13 protein-coding genes are annotated in these 16182 nt (G+C 53.5%); 4 read left to right on the top strand and 9 right to left on the bottom strand.

The features are described 5' to 3' along the window. Positions 1-129: 129 nt before the first annotated feature. The gene (locus SBL51_RS00990) at positions 130-2505 is read right to left on the bottom strand and encodes a TonB-dependent receptor (protein WP_317928602.1); all 2376 of its coding nucleotides are present in this window, start codon (positions 2503-2505) and stop codon (positions 130-132) included. A gap of 567 nt (positions 2506-3072) precedes the next feature. On the opposite strand from SBL51_RS00990, the gene SBL51_RS00995 reads away from it, so the two are divergent. Beyond that, on the top strand, positions 3073-4239 hold the full coding sequence (locus SBL51_RS00995) for an isovaleryl-CoA dehydrogenase (RefSeq protein WP_317928603.1): 1167 nt from the start codon (positions 3073-3075) through the stop codon (positions 4237-4239). 72 nt (positions 4240-4311) lie between these two features. On the opposite strand, the gene SBL51_RS01000 is transcribed toward SBL51_RS00995, so the two are convergent. Together SBL51_RS01000 and SBL51_RS01005 are read right to left on the bottom strand one after the other, a co-directional pair. Then, a complete protein-coding gene (locus SBL51_RS01000; protein WP_317928604.1) occupies positions 4312-5166 on the bottom strand; it encodes a DUF4231 domain-containing protein in 855 nt (284 codons plus the stop codon). Between the two features lie 63 nt (positions 5167-5229). Continuing rightward, positions 5230-6543, bottom strand: coding sequence for a TIR domain-containing protein (locus tag SBL51_RS01005; protein WP_317928605.1), 1314 nt, complete (start codon positions 6541-6543; stop codon positions 5230-5232). 538 nt (positions 6544-7081) lie between these two features. On the opposite strand from SBL51_RS01005, the gene SBL51_RS01010 reads away from it, so the two are divergent. After that, complete coding sequence (locus tag SBL51_RS01010) at positions 7082-7720, top strand: histidine phosphatase family protein (RefSeq protein WP_317928606.1); 639 nt, start codon at positions 7082-7084, stop codon at positions 7718-7720. A gap of 63 nt (positions 7721-7783) precedes the next feature. On the opposite strand, the gene SBL51_RS01015 is transcribed toward SBL51_RS01010, so the two are convergent. The 3 genes from SBL51_RS01015 to SBL51_RS01025 all read right to left on the bottom strand — a co-directional run bounded on the left by SBL51_RS01015 (position 7784) and on the right by SBL51_RS01025 (position 9733). Next, positions 7784-8392, bottom strand: a complete 609-nt coding sequence (locus SBL51_RS01015) for a hypothetical protein (protein ID WP_317928607.1) — start codon at positions 8390-8392, stop codon at positions 7784-7786. Between the two features lie 500 nt (positions 8393-8892). Then, positions 8893-9348, bottom strand: coding sequence for an RDD family protein (locus SBL51_RS01020; RefSeq protein ID WP_317928608.1), 456 nt, complete (start codon positions 9346-9348; stop codon positions 8893-8895). Positions 9349-9535: 187 nt separating this feature from the next. After that, positions 9536-9733, bottom strand: coding sequence for a CPXCG motif-containing cysteine-rich protein (locus SBL51_RS01025; protein ID WP_317928609.1), 198 nt, complete (start codon positions 9731-9733; stop codon positions 9536-9538). A gap of 169 nt (positions 9734-9902) precedes the next feature. Between SBL51_RS01025 and SBL51_RS01030 the strand changes: the two genes are divergently transcribed. Both SBL51_RS01030 and SBL51_RS01035 read left to right on the top strand, forming a co-directional pair. Continuing rightward, complete coding sequence (locus tag SBL51_RS01030) at positions 9903-10862, top strand: MoxR family ATPase (protein WP_317928610.1); 960 nt, start codon at positions 9903-9905, stop codon at positions 10860-10862. Then, positions 10855-12204, top strand: a complete 1350-nt coding sequence (locus SBL51_RS01035; RefSeq protein ID WP_317928611.1) for a vWA domain-containing protein — start codon at positions 10855-10857, stop codon at positions 12202-12204. The genes SBL51_RS01030 and SBL51_RS01035 overlap by 8 nt, the downstream gene beginning before the upstream one ends. Before the next feature lie 552 nt (positions 12205-12756). Here SBL51_RS01035 and SBL51_RS01040 read toward each other — a convergent pair. From SBL51_RS01040 to SBL51_RS01050, 3 genes are all read right to left on the bottom strand, one after another. Further along, entirely contained in the window at positions 12757-13626 is an 870-nt protein-coding gene (locus SBL51_RS01040) for a lipase secretion chaperone (protein WP_317928612.1), read from the bottom strand. 177 nt (positions 13627-13803) lie between these two features. After that, positions 13804-14733: a hypothetical protein gene (locus SBL51_RS01045; RefSeq protein WP_317928613.1), complete on the bottom strand. Its 930-nt coding sequence runs from the start codon at positions 14731-14733 to the stop codon at positions 13804-13806. Positions 14734-15626: 893 nt separating this feature from the next. Continuing rightward, a complete protein-coding gene (locus SBL51_RS01050; protein ID WP_317928614.1) occupies positions 15627-16034 on the bottom strand; it encodes a hypothetical protein in 408 nt (135 codons plus the stop codon). Between the last annotated feature and the right edge of the window lie 148 nt (positions 16035-16182).

Below are 16182 nucleotides of genomic sequence, written 5' to 3' on the forward strand. Positions count from 1 at the left end.
TGATGTTCAACCACGACCAAAATTTAGATAGCATTGATTGTTTTGACGATGGTCTGCTTATTTAGGCTGTGCTTCAACAACACACTGCCGCCCGAAGGCGGCAGTGTGTTGTTTCTACTTTTCCCGCGGTTAAAAGCGGTATTCAACTCCGGCAGTAACCGTTCTGGGTGGTGCATAGAAAACGGTGTTGTTGTCTTCCAGCCCCAAGGGTGAATTACAACCCTCAAAACCAAAGCAGTAGCCGGCGGTTTTCACCTCTTTATCGGTCAGGTTTTTCACGTGCAGGCCAACCGTCCAGTTATCCTCAGGGCTAATCCAAACTGCACTGGCGTTGTAGACGGTAACCGCTTTTTGGTCGATGGCCGGTACCGGTGTTTCAAACTGCACCACATCATCCTTGTAGGAGCCGTTAATATTAAAGCTTAAGCCGCCAAAAGAGAGATCTTTGCGATAGGTGAGGCCTAGGTAAGCCATCTTCTCTGGCGTGTTTTGTAGCTCGCGCTGGTCGGAAATATCCTCGCCATTGAACAGCCACTCTTTAATTTCGGTGTCGAGAATACTGGCTGATGCCTGCACAGAGAGCGACTCCGTCAGTAGGAACAGACCTTCAAATTCCAGCCCCTGGATAACGGCTTTACCGGCGTTGGTAACTTCACCGACAAACAGATCGTTGATGCCGTCGCCGTCGGAGTCCACTGCCACCGAGGTGGGCACCTGCATATCTTCGTAATCACTGTAGAAGAGAGCGACGTTGGTTCGCGCCCGGCCATCCCACCAGGTCGCTTTGATACCGGCTTCGTAGGAGTTTAGTGTCTCGGCGTCGAAACCCTTCTCTACTCCCGGGGAGAGGAAGTTGGCACCGCGCGGGTCAAAGCTGCCGGCTTTCCAGCCCTGGCTGTAGGCGGCGTAGACGTTGGTGTCGTCGTTGAGCTGATAGCTGAGGTTGATGCGAGGAGAGAAATCGCGATAGGTACGGTTACCGTGGTAGTCGCTACTCACAGCCACGAGCGTCGCAGCCTCGTTACCGAAGAAGGGTGAGCCTATGCCAAAGTAACTGGCTCGATAGACATCAGCGGTACGTTCGTCCTCGGTATAGCGTCCGCCCAGCGACAGGCTCAGCTTTTGAGTGATATCGTAGGTGACATCGGCAAAGGCGGAAACCGCTTTGGTATCCACCGAGCCGCCGGTGTAAGCGGTGAGCGGTGCGCCGTAAACCAGAATACCCAGTTGGCCGATAACCACATCAAAGTCGTTGGCGGCGGAGGCATCGAGATAGTAAAGACCGGTTACGGCATTGAGACGCTCACTGCTGTAGAGCAGTTGCAGCTCCTGGCTGAACTGTTCGTTGTCGTAGATCACCGGCGCCTCCAGGTCCACAACCGGCAGGGCGTCAAAATCGATCACCGACTGGGTGTAGTCCTCCCGCTGGGCGGTGATGGAGCGCAGTGTGAAGGCGTCGTTGATGGCCCACTCAATGGATAAATTGACACCATCGGAGTCGACGCTGTTGTTGCCGTTAATACCGGCTGTGGAAGATAGCTTACTGGCACCACCGGCCGTGTCCCAAACATCGCCCAAGACCGGATAACCACTGACCGCGCCCGCTACAGGGCGATATCCTTCCACTGGGTTGGACTCATCGTTGGTGTTGTCGTAGGCCAGACGGAAGAGCAGATCATCAGTCGGTGCCCACTCGGCACTCAGGCGGTAGGCGGCGATATCCTTGTTGTAGTTGTCTTCACCGGTGGTGAGGTTGTCACCGTAGCCGTCGCGCTGCAGGTTGGCCACGGTGGCGCCCACTTTAAAGCCACCGGGTAGTGGCATGCTGCCGGTGAGCACCAGGTCCTGTTGGCCGTAGGTGCCAAATGCCGCTTTAATGCGCAGGCTTGGGTCGTCACTGAGGCGACGGGTTACGTATTTTATGGCACCGCCCACGGCGTTGCGGCCGTAGAGCGTGCCCTGAGGCCCGCGTAGCACCTCAATGCGTTCCACATCGTAAATATCGAGCAGCGCACCCTGGGGCCGGGCGATGTAGACATCGTCAACATAGAGGGCGACACCCTGTTCAAAACCGGCCAGTGGGTCCTGTTGGCCAACGCCGCGAATAAACGCGGTGAGGGTGGAGTTGGTGGCCCGGGAGGGTTCCAGTGTGACGCTGGGGGTAACCTGGGCAAGTTCGCTGATATCGGCGGCACCGCGCATTTCCAGGTCGTCACTGGAGAAGGCGGTGACAGCGATAGGCACATCCTGCAGGCTCTCTTCGCGCCGGCGGGCGGTTACCACCACCTCTTCAATCATTTTTACCTCGGCGGCATTAACCGTGGCCGTGGGTAGGGTGCTGGCACCGGCTACCGCCAGGGCTAGTGCCAGTGGTTTGGCCGCTGGAAATTTATGGGTAAAGGTGTGGTGGGTATTGATATGCTGTTGTTGAGTGGTGTTTATTTCAATGTTGTCTTTTTCAGTGGTGCTGTTTTTTATGGTATTAGGCGTCTGGGCGCTAGACATGGGTAACCCCCGAAGAAAGTTTATTATTGTTATTGCCGAACTCCACAATTAAGCGGTAATTCAACGGTTGTTGAAATCCTACTCATGGCGGTTGTTAGTTGTCAACTCACTAATCAAAAAATTATTTTGTGGACAACTGATTCAGCGCCGGAAATCCCTTTAATCAACGACGATTAAACCCATCAAGCTAAGACTAAAGTCGACTGTCGTGGGCGCGACCAAGAGAGAGCCTAGCCGAGTCAGTCATTGGCAACTACTGTCATTTATCAGCAACAAACGTTGAGATTGCTACTTAATGTTTATCGAGATATAAACCCTTGTATTTAATATTTATATGCAATTAACCGGCATTCAATATTGATAGCTATGCTATCGTGCGCGGTAGTGTCATCGGCTCTGTCAGTTGCTCGTCAACCTGGAGTCACCGGGCTTGCTATGCCGGGCCAGTGATAACGATGGAGCAATTCCAGCAAGGCGGGAGTGGTGTTTTGGCTGCTGCTCGGTTAAAAAAGGCTGGCGGCCGGCTTCACTGTAGCGACCGTTCACCTAACCAAGAGAATAATAATCATGATTCCGCAATACACCTCACTGAATTTCAACCTGGGTGAAGAGCTCGACAGCATCCGTGCCTCGGTACATCGCTTTGCCCAGGAGGAGATAGCTCCAATCGCAGCCGAGATTGATCGTACCAATGAGTTTCCAAAGCCAGTGTGGCGCAAAATGGGGGAGCTGGGGCTGTTGGGAATTACCGTGGCAGAGGCCTATGGCGGTAGCCAGTTGGGTTATCTGGCCCATGTTTTGGTGATGGAAGAGATTTCACGGGCTTCGGCTTCTGTGGGGCTATCATACGGCGCGCACTCCAATTTGTGTGTTAATCAGATTTTTAAAAACGGCACTGAAGCGCAGAAGCAGAAGTACCTGCCGGGGTTATGTTCCGGCGAGCAGGTGGGAGCCCTGGCGATGTCGGAACCCAACGCCGGCTCGGATGTGGTTAGCATGAAGTTGCGGGCCGAGAAAAAGGGCGACGCCTATCTGCTCAATGGCAACAAGATGTGGATTACCAACGGTCCCGATGCCGACACCTACGTTATTTACGCAAAAACCGATGTGAATGCCGGCTCCAAGGGGATCACCGCCTTTATTGTCGAGCGCAACACACCCGGCTTTGAGCGCGCCCAGAAACTCGACAAATTGGGTATGCGCGGCTCCAACACCTGCGAGCTGGTATTTCAGGATTGCCTGGTGCCGGCGGCCAATGTTCTGGGTAGAGAGGGCGGTGGTGTGGCGGTGTTAATGTCTGGCCTTGACTTCGAGCGCACGGTGCTGTCGGGTGGCCCGGTGGGCATCATGCAGGCTTGTTTGGATGTGGTGCTGCCCTACGTGCACGATCGGCATCAGTTTGGCCAGGCGATTGGTGAATTCCAACTGATTCAGGGAAAGTTGGCCGACATGTATGCCGGTTTGAATGCCAGCCGGGCCTACCTCTACGCGGTGGCGGCGGCCTGCGATCGCGGTGAGGAGTCGCGCAAAGATGCCGCCGCCGTGATTCTCTACACCGCCGAGATGGCCACCAAAATGGCGCTGGATGCCATTCAGATATTGGGTGGCAATGGCTACATCAATGAGTTTGCCACCGGCCGTCTGCTGCGCGATGCCAAGCTCTATGAAATTGGTGCGGGCACCTCGGAAATTCGCCGTATGCTAATTGGCCGGGAGCTTTTTCGCGAGAGTTAAAGTGAATAGAACTGGGCTGACGAAGCCATTAACGCATGGCTGGTTGATTGGTTGATTGGTTGATTGGTTGATTTAGAGTGGGTCGTCATCGGGGTCCTGGTCGTTGTTTTGGGGCTCGGGGGTAAACTGCTGGGCCCACTGACCGCGTTCGGCACGGACGATATTTTCACAATTTTCCGCCAGCCGCTGAAATGCGTAGCGCCGCTCCTGGTAGGGGCCGGTACCTATCCAATATTGCGCCAGGTGCGACTTCAACTCTTCGCTGGCGGAGCGAAACTTTACCCAGTTCTCCTGGTATTTAAACAGCGTCAGTATGCCCACACAGACCGCCGACAGCGCGCCGCAAATGGCAATCAGGTAGCGGAAAATCTCCGGGTTTAAACTCAGTATGGGTACCAGTGCGGCGGAGACAATTGCCACCGTTTGCCATAAAAAGTAGAAGTTTTTATTTTTGGTGGCGTTGCGGTCGTACCAGGTGATTTGCCCCTGTAGGCGCTCGCTCAAATAGCGTAGCTGGTGTTCCGATAACTCCTGTTCCCGGGTGACCGGCTCATACATGCGCTCAAATTTTTCTTTCTCCACCGCCCAGCAGTCGCCCCCCTTGGGACGGTCGGTGACCAGGTAGTCTCCGGCCGTATACTGGGTTTTCCCCTCCAGGGTAGTAATGGTGCCATCTTCCCTGGCCTGTTCCGCCCACACCGCACCAATTTTCTCGTATTCCCCAGGGGCAATTTCCCGATAATTTTGGCGGAAGTAATCATCGGCCACGGTGTAGGTATCACCACCGTTATTCACCAGCCAATCGCCGGGTTGGCACTGCTGCTCATCGCCCCACTTGCGAAAATGGATGGGTTCACACTCCAGGTCGATGCGGACGGCGGTAACGTGAAAATTGGCCCGCTTGCGGTATTGAATCCGGTTGGCCATACCACTCCTTGTCTGGCTTGCTTCCTGAATAGTGTTCATGGGTTAAGCGGCCGGCTGGCGCAACTACAGTTGACCAACGGTGGTTTCCACATCTTCCGATTTATAAAGGCGCACCAGCCGCCAGCCGTTGGCCTTGGCCTCCAGAATTTTAATCTGTGAGCCTTTGGGCAGTTGGCCAATTATGGTTTTGCGGGTGGAGGAGTCGCTGTCGTTGCGCAGATTGAAGCCTTGGCTGGTGGTCATCACCTCACCACTCTTGCCAGTGCCTAAATAGATCCAGCCACCCAGGGCGGCGATATTCAGTTGAATCGGTTGGCTGGCATTTACCTTACTGCCGGCGGCGGGTTCGGTTTTAATCACTTCGCCAACGCGGTCGCCATCGCTGACCACGGAGTAGACTACCTCGGCGTGCAGATTTAAATCATCCAGTATCGCCAGCGCCTGCGCGTGATTCTCTCCCGCCAGTTCGGGCACAACAATTTTCTCTTTAACGATATGCAGTGCGACGGTTTGATCATCGCGTACCAAGGCGTTGGCAGCCGGCAGCTGCTCAAATACAGTGAATTCTGGTGCGTCGGCCTCTTCAATGACCACGCTGGCCACCTTTAAACCACGGCTTTCCAGCAGCTGTTGAGCTTGCTGATGATTAAGGCCCACCAGGTTGGGAACTTCAATTTTGGCCTTGGCGATATAGATATCGATTGGTGTGAACAGTCTGGCTGAGGTTTGCCCGGTGCGGAAAATTTTGCCGGCGCTTATCTGGTCATCCTCGGTGTACTCCTCATGGCTGTTGCCCAATTTCAGGAAATGAGATCGCAACACCTGCTCGGCCACATCGGGCGCCAGGCCGGTAACATTGGGCACGGAAACCGGTATCTGGTAGTAGCCAACCACGCCGCAAACAGCCACTATCAGCAGCGCTGCAGTAATGGTCATGGCTTTGGAAAATTTGGGCAGTTTGAAGGCGAGGTTGGCGGGAGTAAGTTTTCGTTTTTTTGAGGGGCGGCCTTTAATTTCGTCGATCAGCCTTAGCATGGCTTCATCAAAGCCTGTAAAAAATTCAATACGCTGCAGGCTGGCGATACGCATGGGTACGTCGCAAGCCTCTAACATCACGGGGATAATGTGTTTCTGTTTCTCCAGCGCGTAGCTCCACTCATCACCCACATTTTGTGAAGCCACCGAGGCCGAGGAGAGAATCACCAAAATTTTATCGGCGGTTTGAATGCCAGCCTCAATTTGTTGATCCCAGCGGGCGCCGGTGCCGATATCCTCCTGGTCAATCCAGACATCCAGGCCGTGGCGCTTGAGAGAGTCCCGTATGCGTTCAACCATGTCACTGTCTTTGCGCGAATAGCTGATGAATACATCCGTCATGTCGGCACCCTCCAGGTTTATTATGGTTTTGCGCGAGATTACGACTATGTATGGCCACTGTCCAGAATTTCGCGCCAGCTTTTCATTGATTACTATGAAATGAAGTAAGGTCTGCTTATTAATCGGATTTAGTGTTTTTCGGTTGGCATCTAACTCACTGTTAGATTACACAGTGTTGGTTTCAGGTGAATGGTCTCAGCGATAAATTTTTATTCATTTTCGAATTAAAATAATTTCGTTTTTATTCGCACAAATTTTTTGGCTTAGTTGGGTGAGTGCGGCCCGGGACTTTCTCCATTATTAAATTTGCCAAAGGTTTTGTTGGGCGTGTGCGTTATCACGGCCAACCATTTTTCAGCGGTCGCCACGCAGAAGCTTACAATTAATGGCGCGGCTGTTGGGGTGGCTAAAGCGGCATTGTGACGGTGGTCATCTCCGCGGAGATCGGTTCTTGGTTGGTTTCGCCCTGCCGAGCCAGCTACAATAGCCTCCCGCTTGAGTTGTGAAGCTGTCTGGCATTGGCGATGTTAAGGAAGTTATGAAGCGTTTGGATGAGAAATACCTAACCACCGTTGACCTGGTGCGCCATGGTCAGTGTCAGGGGGGTGAGATCTACCGCGGTTCCACCGATGTCGAGCTGACCGAGCTTGGCTGGCAGCAGATGACCGACGCACTGGCCGCTAACCTGAGCGATGGCGGCGTGGGCCCCTGGGACAAGATCATCACCTCACCGCTAAAACGCTGTCGCCTGTTTGCGGAGTCTAAGGCCCAACAGTGGCAGCTGCCTCTGGCGGTGGAGGAGAACTTCCGGGAGATGAACTTCGGCGATTGGGAGGGGCGGCCCATGAGTGAAGTGCATGAGCAACACAAAGCCGAAGTAGAGCAGTTTTACCGCGACCCAAGCCAACACACGCCGCGCAATGGCGAGCCAGTGTTGGCGGTGCAGGCCCGTATGTTGTCGGCTTGGCAGTCAATTATGGCGGCTCACCAGGGGCAGCATCTGCTGCTGATTCAGCACGGTGTCTCCATTCGCGTGCTGTTGCTGAGCCTGCTCAATATGCCATTGGCGCAGATGGGCACTATCGAGATCCCCTATGCGGGCATGGCGCGGCTTAAGGTTTATACCGGTGGTCAGCGAACCCGGGTGGTCCTGGCCGGGCTCAATCGCATCAGCTAGCTCGTTATCGCATCGGCTGCCTCTCTACTATCCAGACAAATTCAGCCGGGCTGTGGTCGCCGGCTATTGGCCGTTGCGGCCACCATTAAAGTAGGGCACATACTGTTCTCCCCAACGGGGCAACTGGTTGTTTTGGCTGGTATCTGCGGGGTAGGGCGTTCGTTTCAGGCCATAGGCAAAGACCGGCTGCGAGGCTCTTAACACACACCAGATTGAAAGCTTACCCCCATGCTTGGCCAGATATTGAATAGCCGTAGGTTCAAAAATTCCACTGGCCAGCGACGCTACGGTTAATTCCGCGGCTGTTTCACCGCCGCTGGTGAGAGGGATCATCTGGCTGTTGTAGTAGCAGTGAATTTGGGTCTCTACTGCCTGATCCGGGTTGGGGTTAAGAATCACCATATCGTGAATCTCGCCGGTGGCAACGCCATTATCGATTTTGATTAATGGTGTCACCCATACCACGGCGGCATCGGAGTCTGCTGTGATCAGTGCGCTGCTGTTATCAAACTCCATCAGCGCAGTCGGTTGTTGGCGGTTCAGAAGCGGCCGCTCAAAAGTTTGCAGCGGTGGCAATTCATCTGCCGTTATCTGTGCAAAACAGTGGCTGGCCAGGCTGGCTACCAGCAACAGGGCCGGAACCACCCTGGCCAGCTGTTTTGCTCCGTTCAATACTCTTTCCTTGGTCATTACACTAACTCGGCTTTAATTGCGCTTGTTTTGTCTCTTAATTTTTATTTTATGGCTGGCTTTTCATGGCCTGGGATAAAACCGTGGCCTGCTGTTACTGTGCACTGGTGGCAACAATTTACTCATTACCGCTGGCCAGTTTTTCCATCTGCGCCAGCCAGTGCAATTGCCCGCCGTGGCTCAGATTTTTTATCACGGCTGTCAAAATGAGATAGGGCACGGTTGTTCAACGTGGCTGGCGGTGGCCATAACATGCTGTAGGCCACTGATTTTTAACGTTTATTATTGGCTTGGTCGAGACCTCTGGCGGGTGGCGAAATAGCGCCGGGATAGTTTAAGGCGGAGCAGACCAGGATTGATGACAGTGGTAGGAGGGGTTTTAGGGTTTATGGTCGTCTGGTAGATATGACAGGTTGGCCTGGGCGAGAATCCAATGGAATTTCACCCGACCAATTAACCGTTTACTAAATGGTTAAGCGCAATTAGCGCGCTTTCACCACAAAGGTCTTTGGAATGGAGTCGTGCCAGCCCCGGCGGGAATTAGAGAAAAAGCTGAAGGCCTCAAACGGTATAAAACGGCAGAGCGTGCGGCCCATAACCTGGCCAAAACTGGCCTGGCCACCCTCGGCATTGACCACCTTGGTGCCGGTAATCCATTTGCCCAGAGTGCGGCCGGTGAGCGCCTCCAGCGGTAAGTAGTAGATCATCATGATCGCCACGCCGAATAGAATATCGGGTATCTGTTCCAAATGGGCCAAGGCCTCGTCGCCAAAGAAGGCGGTGGCCAGGCCAATAAAAAAGGAGAGTACAATAAAACCGATATAGTCAATTACATAGTTGGCAAAGCGCAGCCAACGCGATGCGGCAACCACCTCGATAATCTCTTGCTCATCCGCTTGTTGGCTATTGGGTGTTTGGTAGGGGTTAACACTGCTCACGAAATTTTCTCTCCCTGATAAAAACTGAGTAATGGTGGTGTTTGTCTGCCAGTGACAATGGCTTATGAAAAAGTGTAGCGTAATATTTTAGGTCGTTTGTTGTGATGGCCTATTAATCAGGTGATGGCCTGTTTTTCTAATAGATCATATTTTCTATTGGTTATCGTTTTCTAATGGATGCCTTTTCTTAATAAGTGTCGTTTTCTGCGCGCACCGTTACGGTCACCGAGCCGTCCGCCGCCTGTGTGGGGGAGAATATAATGGGCCGGCAACAGACCTGGCAATCCTCAATGTATTCATCGCCCAGCTCAGCGGCATCGATGAATACATCAATACTTTCTCCACAATAGGGGCAGTAAATTCGCTGTTCGCTTAATCCGTCCATTTATAATCCATCCATCTCTATTAACTCTGACCTCTTATCAATGGGCTGTTGTCGCAATCGATTCCTTCGTTTGGCCGGGCAGGGCGCTGGCGCGGGTTGACCCCGAAAAGGGTGATACAGGATACTAGCCGCCAGATAATAAACACTAATGCTAAAGCAGGGTCTCTCTTTGAGTAAATCTCCCAATCCGTTGCTGGCCAGCCCAGAGGTGATTAAAAAACACTACGAGGCGTTGGGCTACGTCTGTAGTGATGCTATCGCCACGGCGGTTTTTCTGGCCACCCAACTGCAAAAACCGATATTGATCGAAGGTCCACCGGGTGTGGGTAAAACCGAGCTGGCCAAGAAAACTGCGCAACATCTCGCCACCCAATTGATTCGCCTGCAGTGCTATGAGGGGCTGGATGAGGCCAAGGCGCTTTATGAGTGGAAATATGGCAAGCAGCTGCTCTACACCCAACTACTGAAAGATCAGCTGGGTGATGTACTGCGCGGCGCCAAAGGGCTGGAGGCCTCGGTTGAGCGGCTGCATCAGTTTGGCGATATCTTCTACTCGGAGGAGTTTTTGGAGGCGCGCCCGCTGTTGCAGGCCATGCAGCAGGAGCAGGCGCCGGTACTGCTGATTGACGAGATTGATAAATCCGACCAGGAGTTTGAAGCCTTTCTGTTGGAGATCTTAAGCGACTACCAGGTCTCCATTCCGGAGATAGGAACCGTCAAGGCGCGCTCGCGGCCGATAGTGATGCTCACCAGTAACAACACCCGCGAGCTGGGCGACGCTCTTAAGCGCCGTTGCTTGCACCTCTATATTCCCTTTCCCGGGGCCGAACTCGAGAGCCGTATTGTTGCCAGCCAGGTGCCGGAGTTGAGTGAAGTGTTACGCAACAGTGTGGTCGCATTTGTTGAACAGCTGCGCACCATGGCCCTGAAAAAGGTACCGGCGGTGAGCGAGACTATCGATTGGGCGCGGGCCTTGGTGCTGCTTAATGTTACCGAGCTGGACCGGCAATGGGTGGAGGATACTTTAAATCTGCTGCTCAAATTTCAGGACGATATCGAACTGGTCCAGCCGGAGATCAACCAGTTATTGGTCGACATCAAGCAAACCATCCCGCGCAGCAATGGATAAACCACTGGTTGATTTTATCCAGGCGCTGCGCCACCACGGCCTGCCCATTTCGCCGGCGGAGACCCTCGACGCCTTGAATGCCGCCGCTCTCCTGGGCGTGGCGGAGCGTGAACGGTTAAGGGCGGCGCTGGGTTTAACGCTGGCCAAAACAGTAGCCCATCGGGGTGTGTTGGAGCAGCTGTTTGATCAGTTTTTTGGCCTGGAAACAGCGAGCGATGCCTCCGCTAACGCTGCCACCAACTCGCCTGCGCCAAATCTGACCGGTGCTATTCCCCCCGAGCGGATTAATGCCCCCCTGGGCCAGTTACTCCTGAAAAATTCCTTAGCCGAGCAGCAGCGCTTAATGGTAACCGCCGCAGAGGCGGCCGGTGCCCAGGAGATGAAACTCTTTCTGCAGAAGAGCCGCGTCAGCAGCAAAATACTGTTGGCCATGGGTGACCGGGAGCTGCAACTGGAGCTGCAGGGGTTACAGGCAGAAGGTCAACAGTTGGCGTTGGTGGTCGAGCTGCAAACCCGTCGCCAGCAGCTGTTGGATAGAATTAAAGATTACGTTGAACAGCAATACTTTCTTTACAGCAGTGGCCGCGGCCAACAGCTGACTGAAGCCACCCTCTACAGCGCGAAGCTGAGCCACGCCGAGCAGGTGGATCAACTGCAACTGAAGCGGTTGGTGCAAAAGATTGCCAAGAAACTCGCCAGCCTCCACTCCCGTCGCCGGCGGGTACACCAGCGCGGCCTGCTCGATGTACGCAAAACCATCGCCGCCAACGCCGCCTTCGACGGTTATCTGTTTCACACCCGCTGGAAATCGACCCGCATCGACCGCCCCAAGGTGATGGTGATATGCGATGTCAGCGGCTCGGTGGCGGCTTACGCCCGCTTTCTGCTGCTGTTTGTATACAGTTTGCAGGAGGTGTTGCCGCGTGTGCGCTCGTTTGTTTTTTCCAACCAACTGGCCGAGGTGAGCAACTGTTTTCGTGATATGAGTGCCGATGCCGCCTTGGCGATGATCAGCGAACGCTGGGGCAACGGCTCCACCGATTATGGCCGTGCGCTAGTGGAGTTCAGTGATATTGCCCTGGCCGATATCGACCATAAAACCCAGGTGATTATGTTAGGCGATGCGCGCAACAACTACGACGATGGCCACTCGGAGATCTGGCAAACCATCTACAGCCGCGCCCAACGGGTGTTATGGTTAAACCCAGAAGAGCGCAGCCGCTGGAACAGTGGTGACTCCATTATGGCCAGCTACGCCCCTTACTGTTCACTGCTGGAACCCTGCAACACCCTGCGCGATATGGAGCGGATTCTGGGCCGGCTGTTAAAGTACAGCGCCTAACATTTCAATCCAATCCAATCCAATCCGCTGCGCTCTTCCTTTCGGTTGCAAATTAACAATCCCTACAAAAGCCAACAGAAAACATAGAAAGAAAAAAGATGAACTAACCACAAGTGCAATATTCGCAGGGCGAGTGGCCCTTCTCGTTTATAGCAGGTTGCCAATATGGTGACCGATGGGCGCTGAGTAAAAGCCACTAGCACCAGCCTGCAGCCACCGGCGGGGTTAAAAGCCAGGCAAAAGAGTCTGTTGACTGGTTAGAGTTTGGGGAGAGCGGGCCGGGGCTAAGCGATTAGCGGTTAGGCTATCGCTGTCTCCTAATTTGGCCTTATCGCTTGCGCGCTTGGCCTGGCGCAAAGTGACTATTAACAGTGGCTATTAACAGTGACTCGGAAAAATAACTAGGAAAAGTGGCTAGGCGGAAAAGCGATCAGGCGGAAAAGAGATCAGGCAGAAAAAATGTTAGGCGAACAAGCGCCATAGCGAATAGAGTTTGCTGGTAAAGTGGCCGGTTAAAAAGTGACTGGGCACAAAAGCGTTGTTATACAAAAATCAACGGGGCAGTTCGGCAATGGCGGCGTCGGTTTCCGGGTTGGCGACACGGGCAAAGAGATCATTAAAAGCGGTTTGCAGGGCTTCGCTCTTTTCCACCTTTTCCGCCTCGGTCAGCTCCGGGTCTTCGCTTAAAATGCGGGCGGAAATGGAGTACCTGGCCATAGCCTCCTCTTCGGCAAAGAGCTCATTGGCCATGGCCTCGCCCAGGTAGGCCCGGCGCAGCTGTACGCTCTGTTCAAACATGGCCAGTAAAGCCTCGCCATTGAGCTCCGGTACCAAAATTCCCTCCTCCGCCTGACGATAGGCAAAGTAGTTTTGCGCAAGGCCGGAGGCCTGACCGGCCACCGCTTCGGGTAGCTCGTTGGCCAGTGCCGTGGTAATGAGGGTTAGGTTGTCGTCGACAAACTGGCCATCGCGAAAACGGGTTTTCATCGAGTTGTATACCTGGTTCAGATAATTTTTGGTGGCATTGTCGACGGTGACTTCACCCGCTTCGTTCAATGGGAATTTATCGACGATCTCTGTAACCAGTTCGCTCTCCAGTGGTGGCACAGGTGTATTTGTGGCAGCGGGTTTAGCGGTGGTTTTACTATTGTTGGTGGCTTTTTCTCGGGATTGGTCGTGTCTTTTTGATTCGGCCCTGGAGCCGGTGTTGGTGAGGGCAGGGCTATTGGCAGCTATTGCCCGTGGCGTGCTGGCGGTGGCCAGAGGCTGGTTGCTATCGGTGACCTCGCCACTCATCCAGGTTGCAGGCGCAGGCTCAATCTCGTCATTGGCAAACTGGAAATGCCACAGCAGACTCAAGCCTAGCAGTAGACACACGCTCAACAACAGATAGTGGTTTTTTCGACGTTGGTGAGTGGCCATAGTCTGCTTACCTATTTTTAATAAAGCTGCTGTTTAATAAAAGCCAAAAAACTGATGACGGTTGCTAACGGCCGATCACCAATTTTATTGGCTACCGACTTCTATGCTTGGGTCGCCACCAGCTACTACTGATGGTGGTGGTGACCCATCGCTATGGCTTAAGCCATTGCCCAATAATCAATTGTTGATATTGGCCTCTTCCCAGGTAGAGACATAAAAGGGTGGGCGATCAATAAAGCTCTGCCAGCGGGTGTCGCCATCGAGGTAGGTCTTCTGGAAGGCCAGCGCCAGTTCACCTACGTAGCGGTTGGCTGAGGTGGGTGAACCCCAGGCAAAGTGGCCCACGTTCGAGACCACGTAAAACGCCTTGGGAACGCCGTTGGGAATGCTGTTGTACACGCCATCGGATTGGCCCAAACCTCCCAGGTAGGTGGTATCGGTGGCGCCGTTAAAGAGCATGGTGGGGATATAGGTGTTGTTGCCCTGGGAATTACTATTGGTGGCCGTCAGGTTGTGGCCGGCCAGAGTCATGGCTGAGCGCAAGCCGGCGTATTCCGCCGAGTTGATCCAGGTGGCGCCGCCACCCATGGACCAGCCCATGGCGCCAAAGCGGCTCAGGTCCAGGTCGCCCCGCAGTGGGCTGCCGGTGCGGCTGTTTTCCGATTTCATAGCGTCCAGCACCTGCTTTTGTTGGTCGGCACGGGCATCGGGGTAGTCGTAGATGGTAACGGTATCCATCAGTACGGTAACGATACCGTAGGAGGCGAAAAAAGGACCCCAGTCGCGGAAGCCCGATTGAGTGGTTAGGTAGGGCGGGGTAAATACCACCAGCGAGTAGGGGGGCTGGGCATCGGTTGGGTAGTAGACGGTGGCGCCAGCAGGGGTGCTGAACAGCGGCATGGAGTAGCTGTCGACGTCGTAGGGGCCCGAGGTGGAGTAGTTGCCGGGCGTGGTCTCATAGCGGCAGATGGCACTGCTTGGGCAGGATTGGGCAAAGGCCACACTGCTGGTGAAGGCCATGGTGGCGGTCACACCAAAAGCCACTTTTTTCAGTAGTGACCATTTTTTTGTAAGGGCTGATTTTTTCAACAGGGGTTGATCTTGCATGGTAAGTTCCTCTCTATTTTTTACAGGGTTACAGCTGAGTGAATGGCTATGAACAGCGCGAAGAAAGTTCCGGCTGTTGCGTTTTGCTGAATCGGTGCAACCGTAAAACAGTGGTGTGGCAATCAAGCCGAAGGGTTTTACGAATGCTGCGTTAATAAACCCCGGCCTGCCAAAATGTTGGTGGCATGGGTCACCTGATTTTTATTGTTTATTTAATTGTTATTGCTTTCTGTTTGCTGCTGGTTGACGGCGGCTTTTGATTAAACGTTTTTTCTGCGTTTTTATTTGCCGCGTAATTTATTTACTGCATTTTTTTCATTTGCTGCTCTATTTTCATTTTCAGTATATTTTTAACGCACATCTTTTTATTTGGCTGCGTGGTCTCTTTCAGTGCCAATGTCCAGCGGGTGGGACTATAGCGGTCGCCATTGCATCTCGCTTTCACGAATCCGCACTTCTGTCGGTTTGTTAACTGGGTTCAACTAAAATGGTGTGCCGCACGTCGCAGAGACTTAATGGGTGACACTGATTTAGCTGTGTGTCGTTAACAATAAGCCGGAGTTGGCATGGCTGAAGAGTGGCTAAGGGGTACCTGCTGAGGTAGCTAGGGGATAGCTATCGAGGTGGGGGAGGGTACCTGCTTAGGTCGGTGGGGGATAGCTAACGAGGTAGGGGGAGGGTACCTGCTTAGGTAGGTGGGGATAGCTAACGAGGTAGGGGGAGGCTACCTGCTTAGGTAGGTAGGGGGTAGCTATTGAGGTACCCTCCCCCTACCTCAACCATTCAGTGCCGAGGCTTTTAGCTCGCCTGTCGAAGCTAAAACTTTCCCTCGCGCCGCATTAACTATACCGGCTGCCGCAACTGATAGCGGAGCGTTATTGATCGTTTGGTTGTCAGCGCTGTATTGGTCTGGTGCGCAGAAAGAGCTTCAAATTATGGTCAGAACCATCAACGATCTCTTGAATGGTATTGGCCAACCAGTTGCCTACCTTCGCTCGGGAGGGGTGGTTTTCATCGATAATGATATGCCGGTTGTAGATCACAAAGCCGGTGCTGACAATCAGCATGGCATGGGCTCTGGCCCGGCCGTGTGGGTTGCCCAACCACTTGGCGACCGGTTCTATCAAACTTCTTTTGGCAAAATCGCGAGCCAATTCGGCGGCGGTGTCATCGCCGATAGCGAGCGCGATCATGGCCGGAATGGTGATGGCCGTTTTGGTATCCAGTACCGCATCAACCAACCGCCGGCCATCCCCCTCTTTACCCCGGGGTAAACATCTACTGCAGCAATTGTTTTCCATTCCCGGGTTGAAACTGGAGCAAACAGCCGATATCGGCTGGAATGGAGCGTTGAACAGTTACGAGTTGTGTAATGCGCTATTGAGCTGTGACCGTACTGGTTAACCGTTGAATTTCATTTTAATGGCCACTTTTTTTGGCCACTTGTAG

It is taken from the genome of Halioxenophilus sp. WMMB6 (genome assembly GCF_033283405.1).
Classification (GTDB): Bacteria; Pseudomonadota; Gammaproteobacteria; order Pseudomonadales; family Cellvibrionaceae; genus Halioxenophilus.

Coding starts and splice junctions, on each gene's coding strand:
- SBL51_RS01025 (WP_317928609.1), bottom strand. CDS start 9,733: ATGGACGGATTAAGCGAACAGCGAATTTACTGCCCCTATTGTGGAGAA.
- SBL51_RS01010 (WP_317928606.1), top strand. CDS start 7,082: ATGAAGCGTTTGGATGAGAAATACCTAACCACCGTTGACCTGGTGCGC.
- SBL51_RS01035 (WP_317928611.1), top strand. CDS start 10,855: ATGGATAAACCACTGGTTGATTTTATCCAGGCGCTGCGCCACCACGGC.
- SBL51_RS00990 (WP_317928602.1), bottom strand. CDS start 2,505: ATGTCTAGCGCCCAGACGCCTAATACCATAAAAAACAGCACCACTGAA.
- SBL51_RS01005 (WP_317928605.1), bottom strand. CDS start 6,543: ATGACGGATGTATTCATCAGCTATTCGCGCAAAGACAGTGACATGGTT.
- SBL51_RS01050 (WP_317928614.1), bottom strand. CDS start 16,034: ATGGAAAACAATTGCTGCAGTAGATGTTTACCCCGGGGTAAAGAGGGG.
- SBL51_RS01045 (WP_317928613.1), bottom strand. CDS start 14,733: ATGCAAGATCAACCCCTGTTGAAAAAATCAGCCCTTACAAAAAAATGG.
- SBL51_RS01000 (WP_317928604.1), bottom strand. CDS start 5,166: ATGGCCAACCGGATTCAATACCGCAAGCGGGCCAATTTTCACGTTACC.
- SBL51_RS00995 (WP_317928603.1), top strand. CDS start 3,073: ATGATTCCGCAATACACCTCACTGAATTTCAACCTGGGTGAAGAGCTC.
- SBL51_RS01040 (WP_317928612.1), bottom strand. CDS start 13,626: ATGGCCACTCACCAACGTCGAAAAAACCACTATCTGTTGTTGAGCGTG.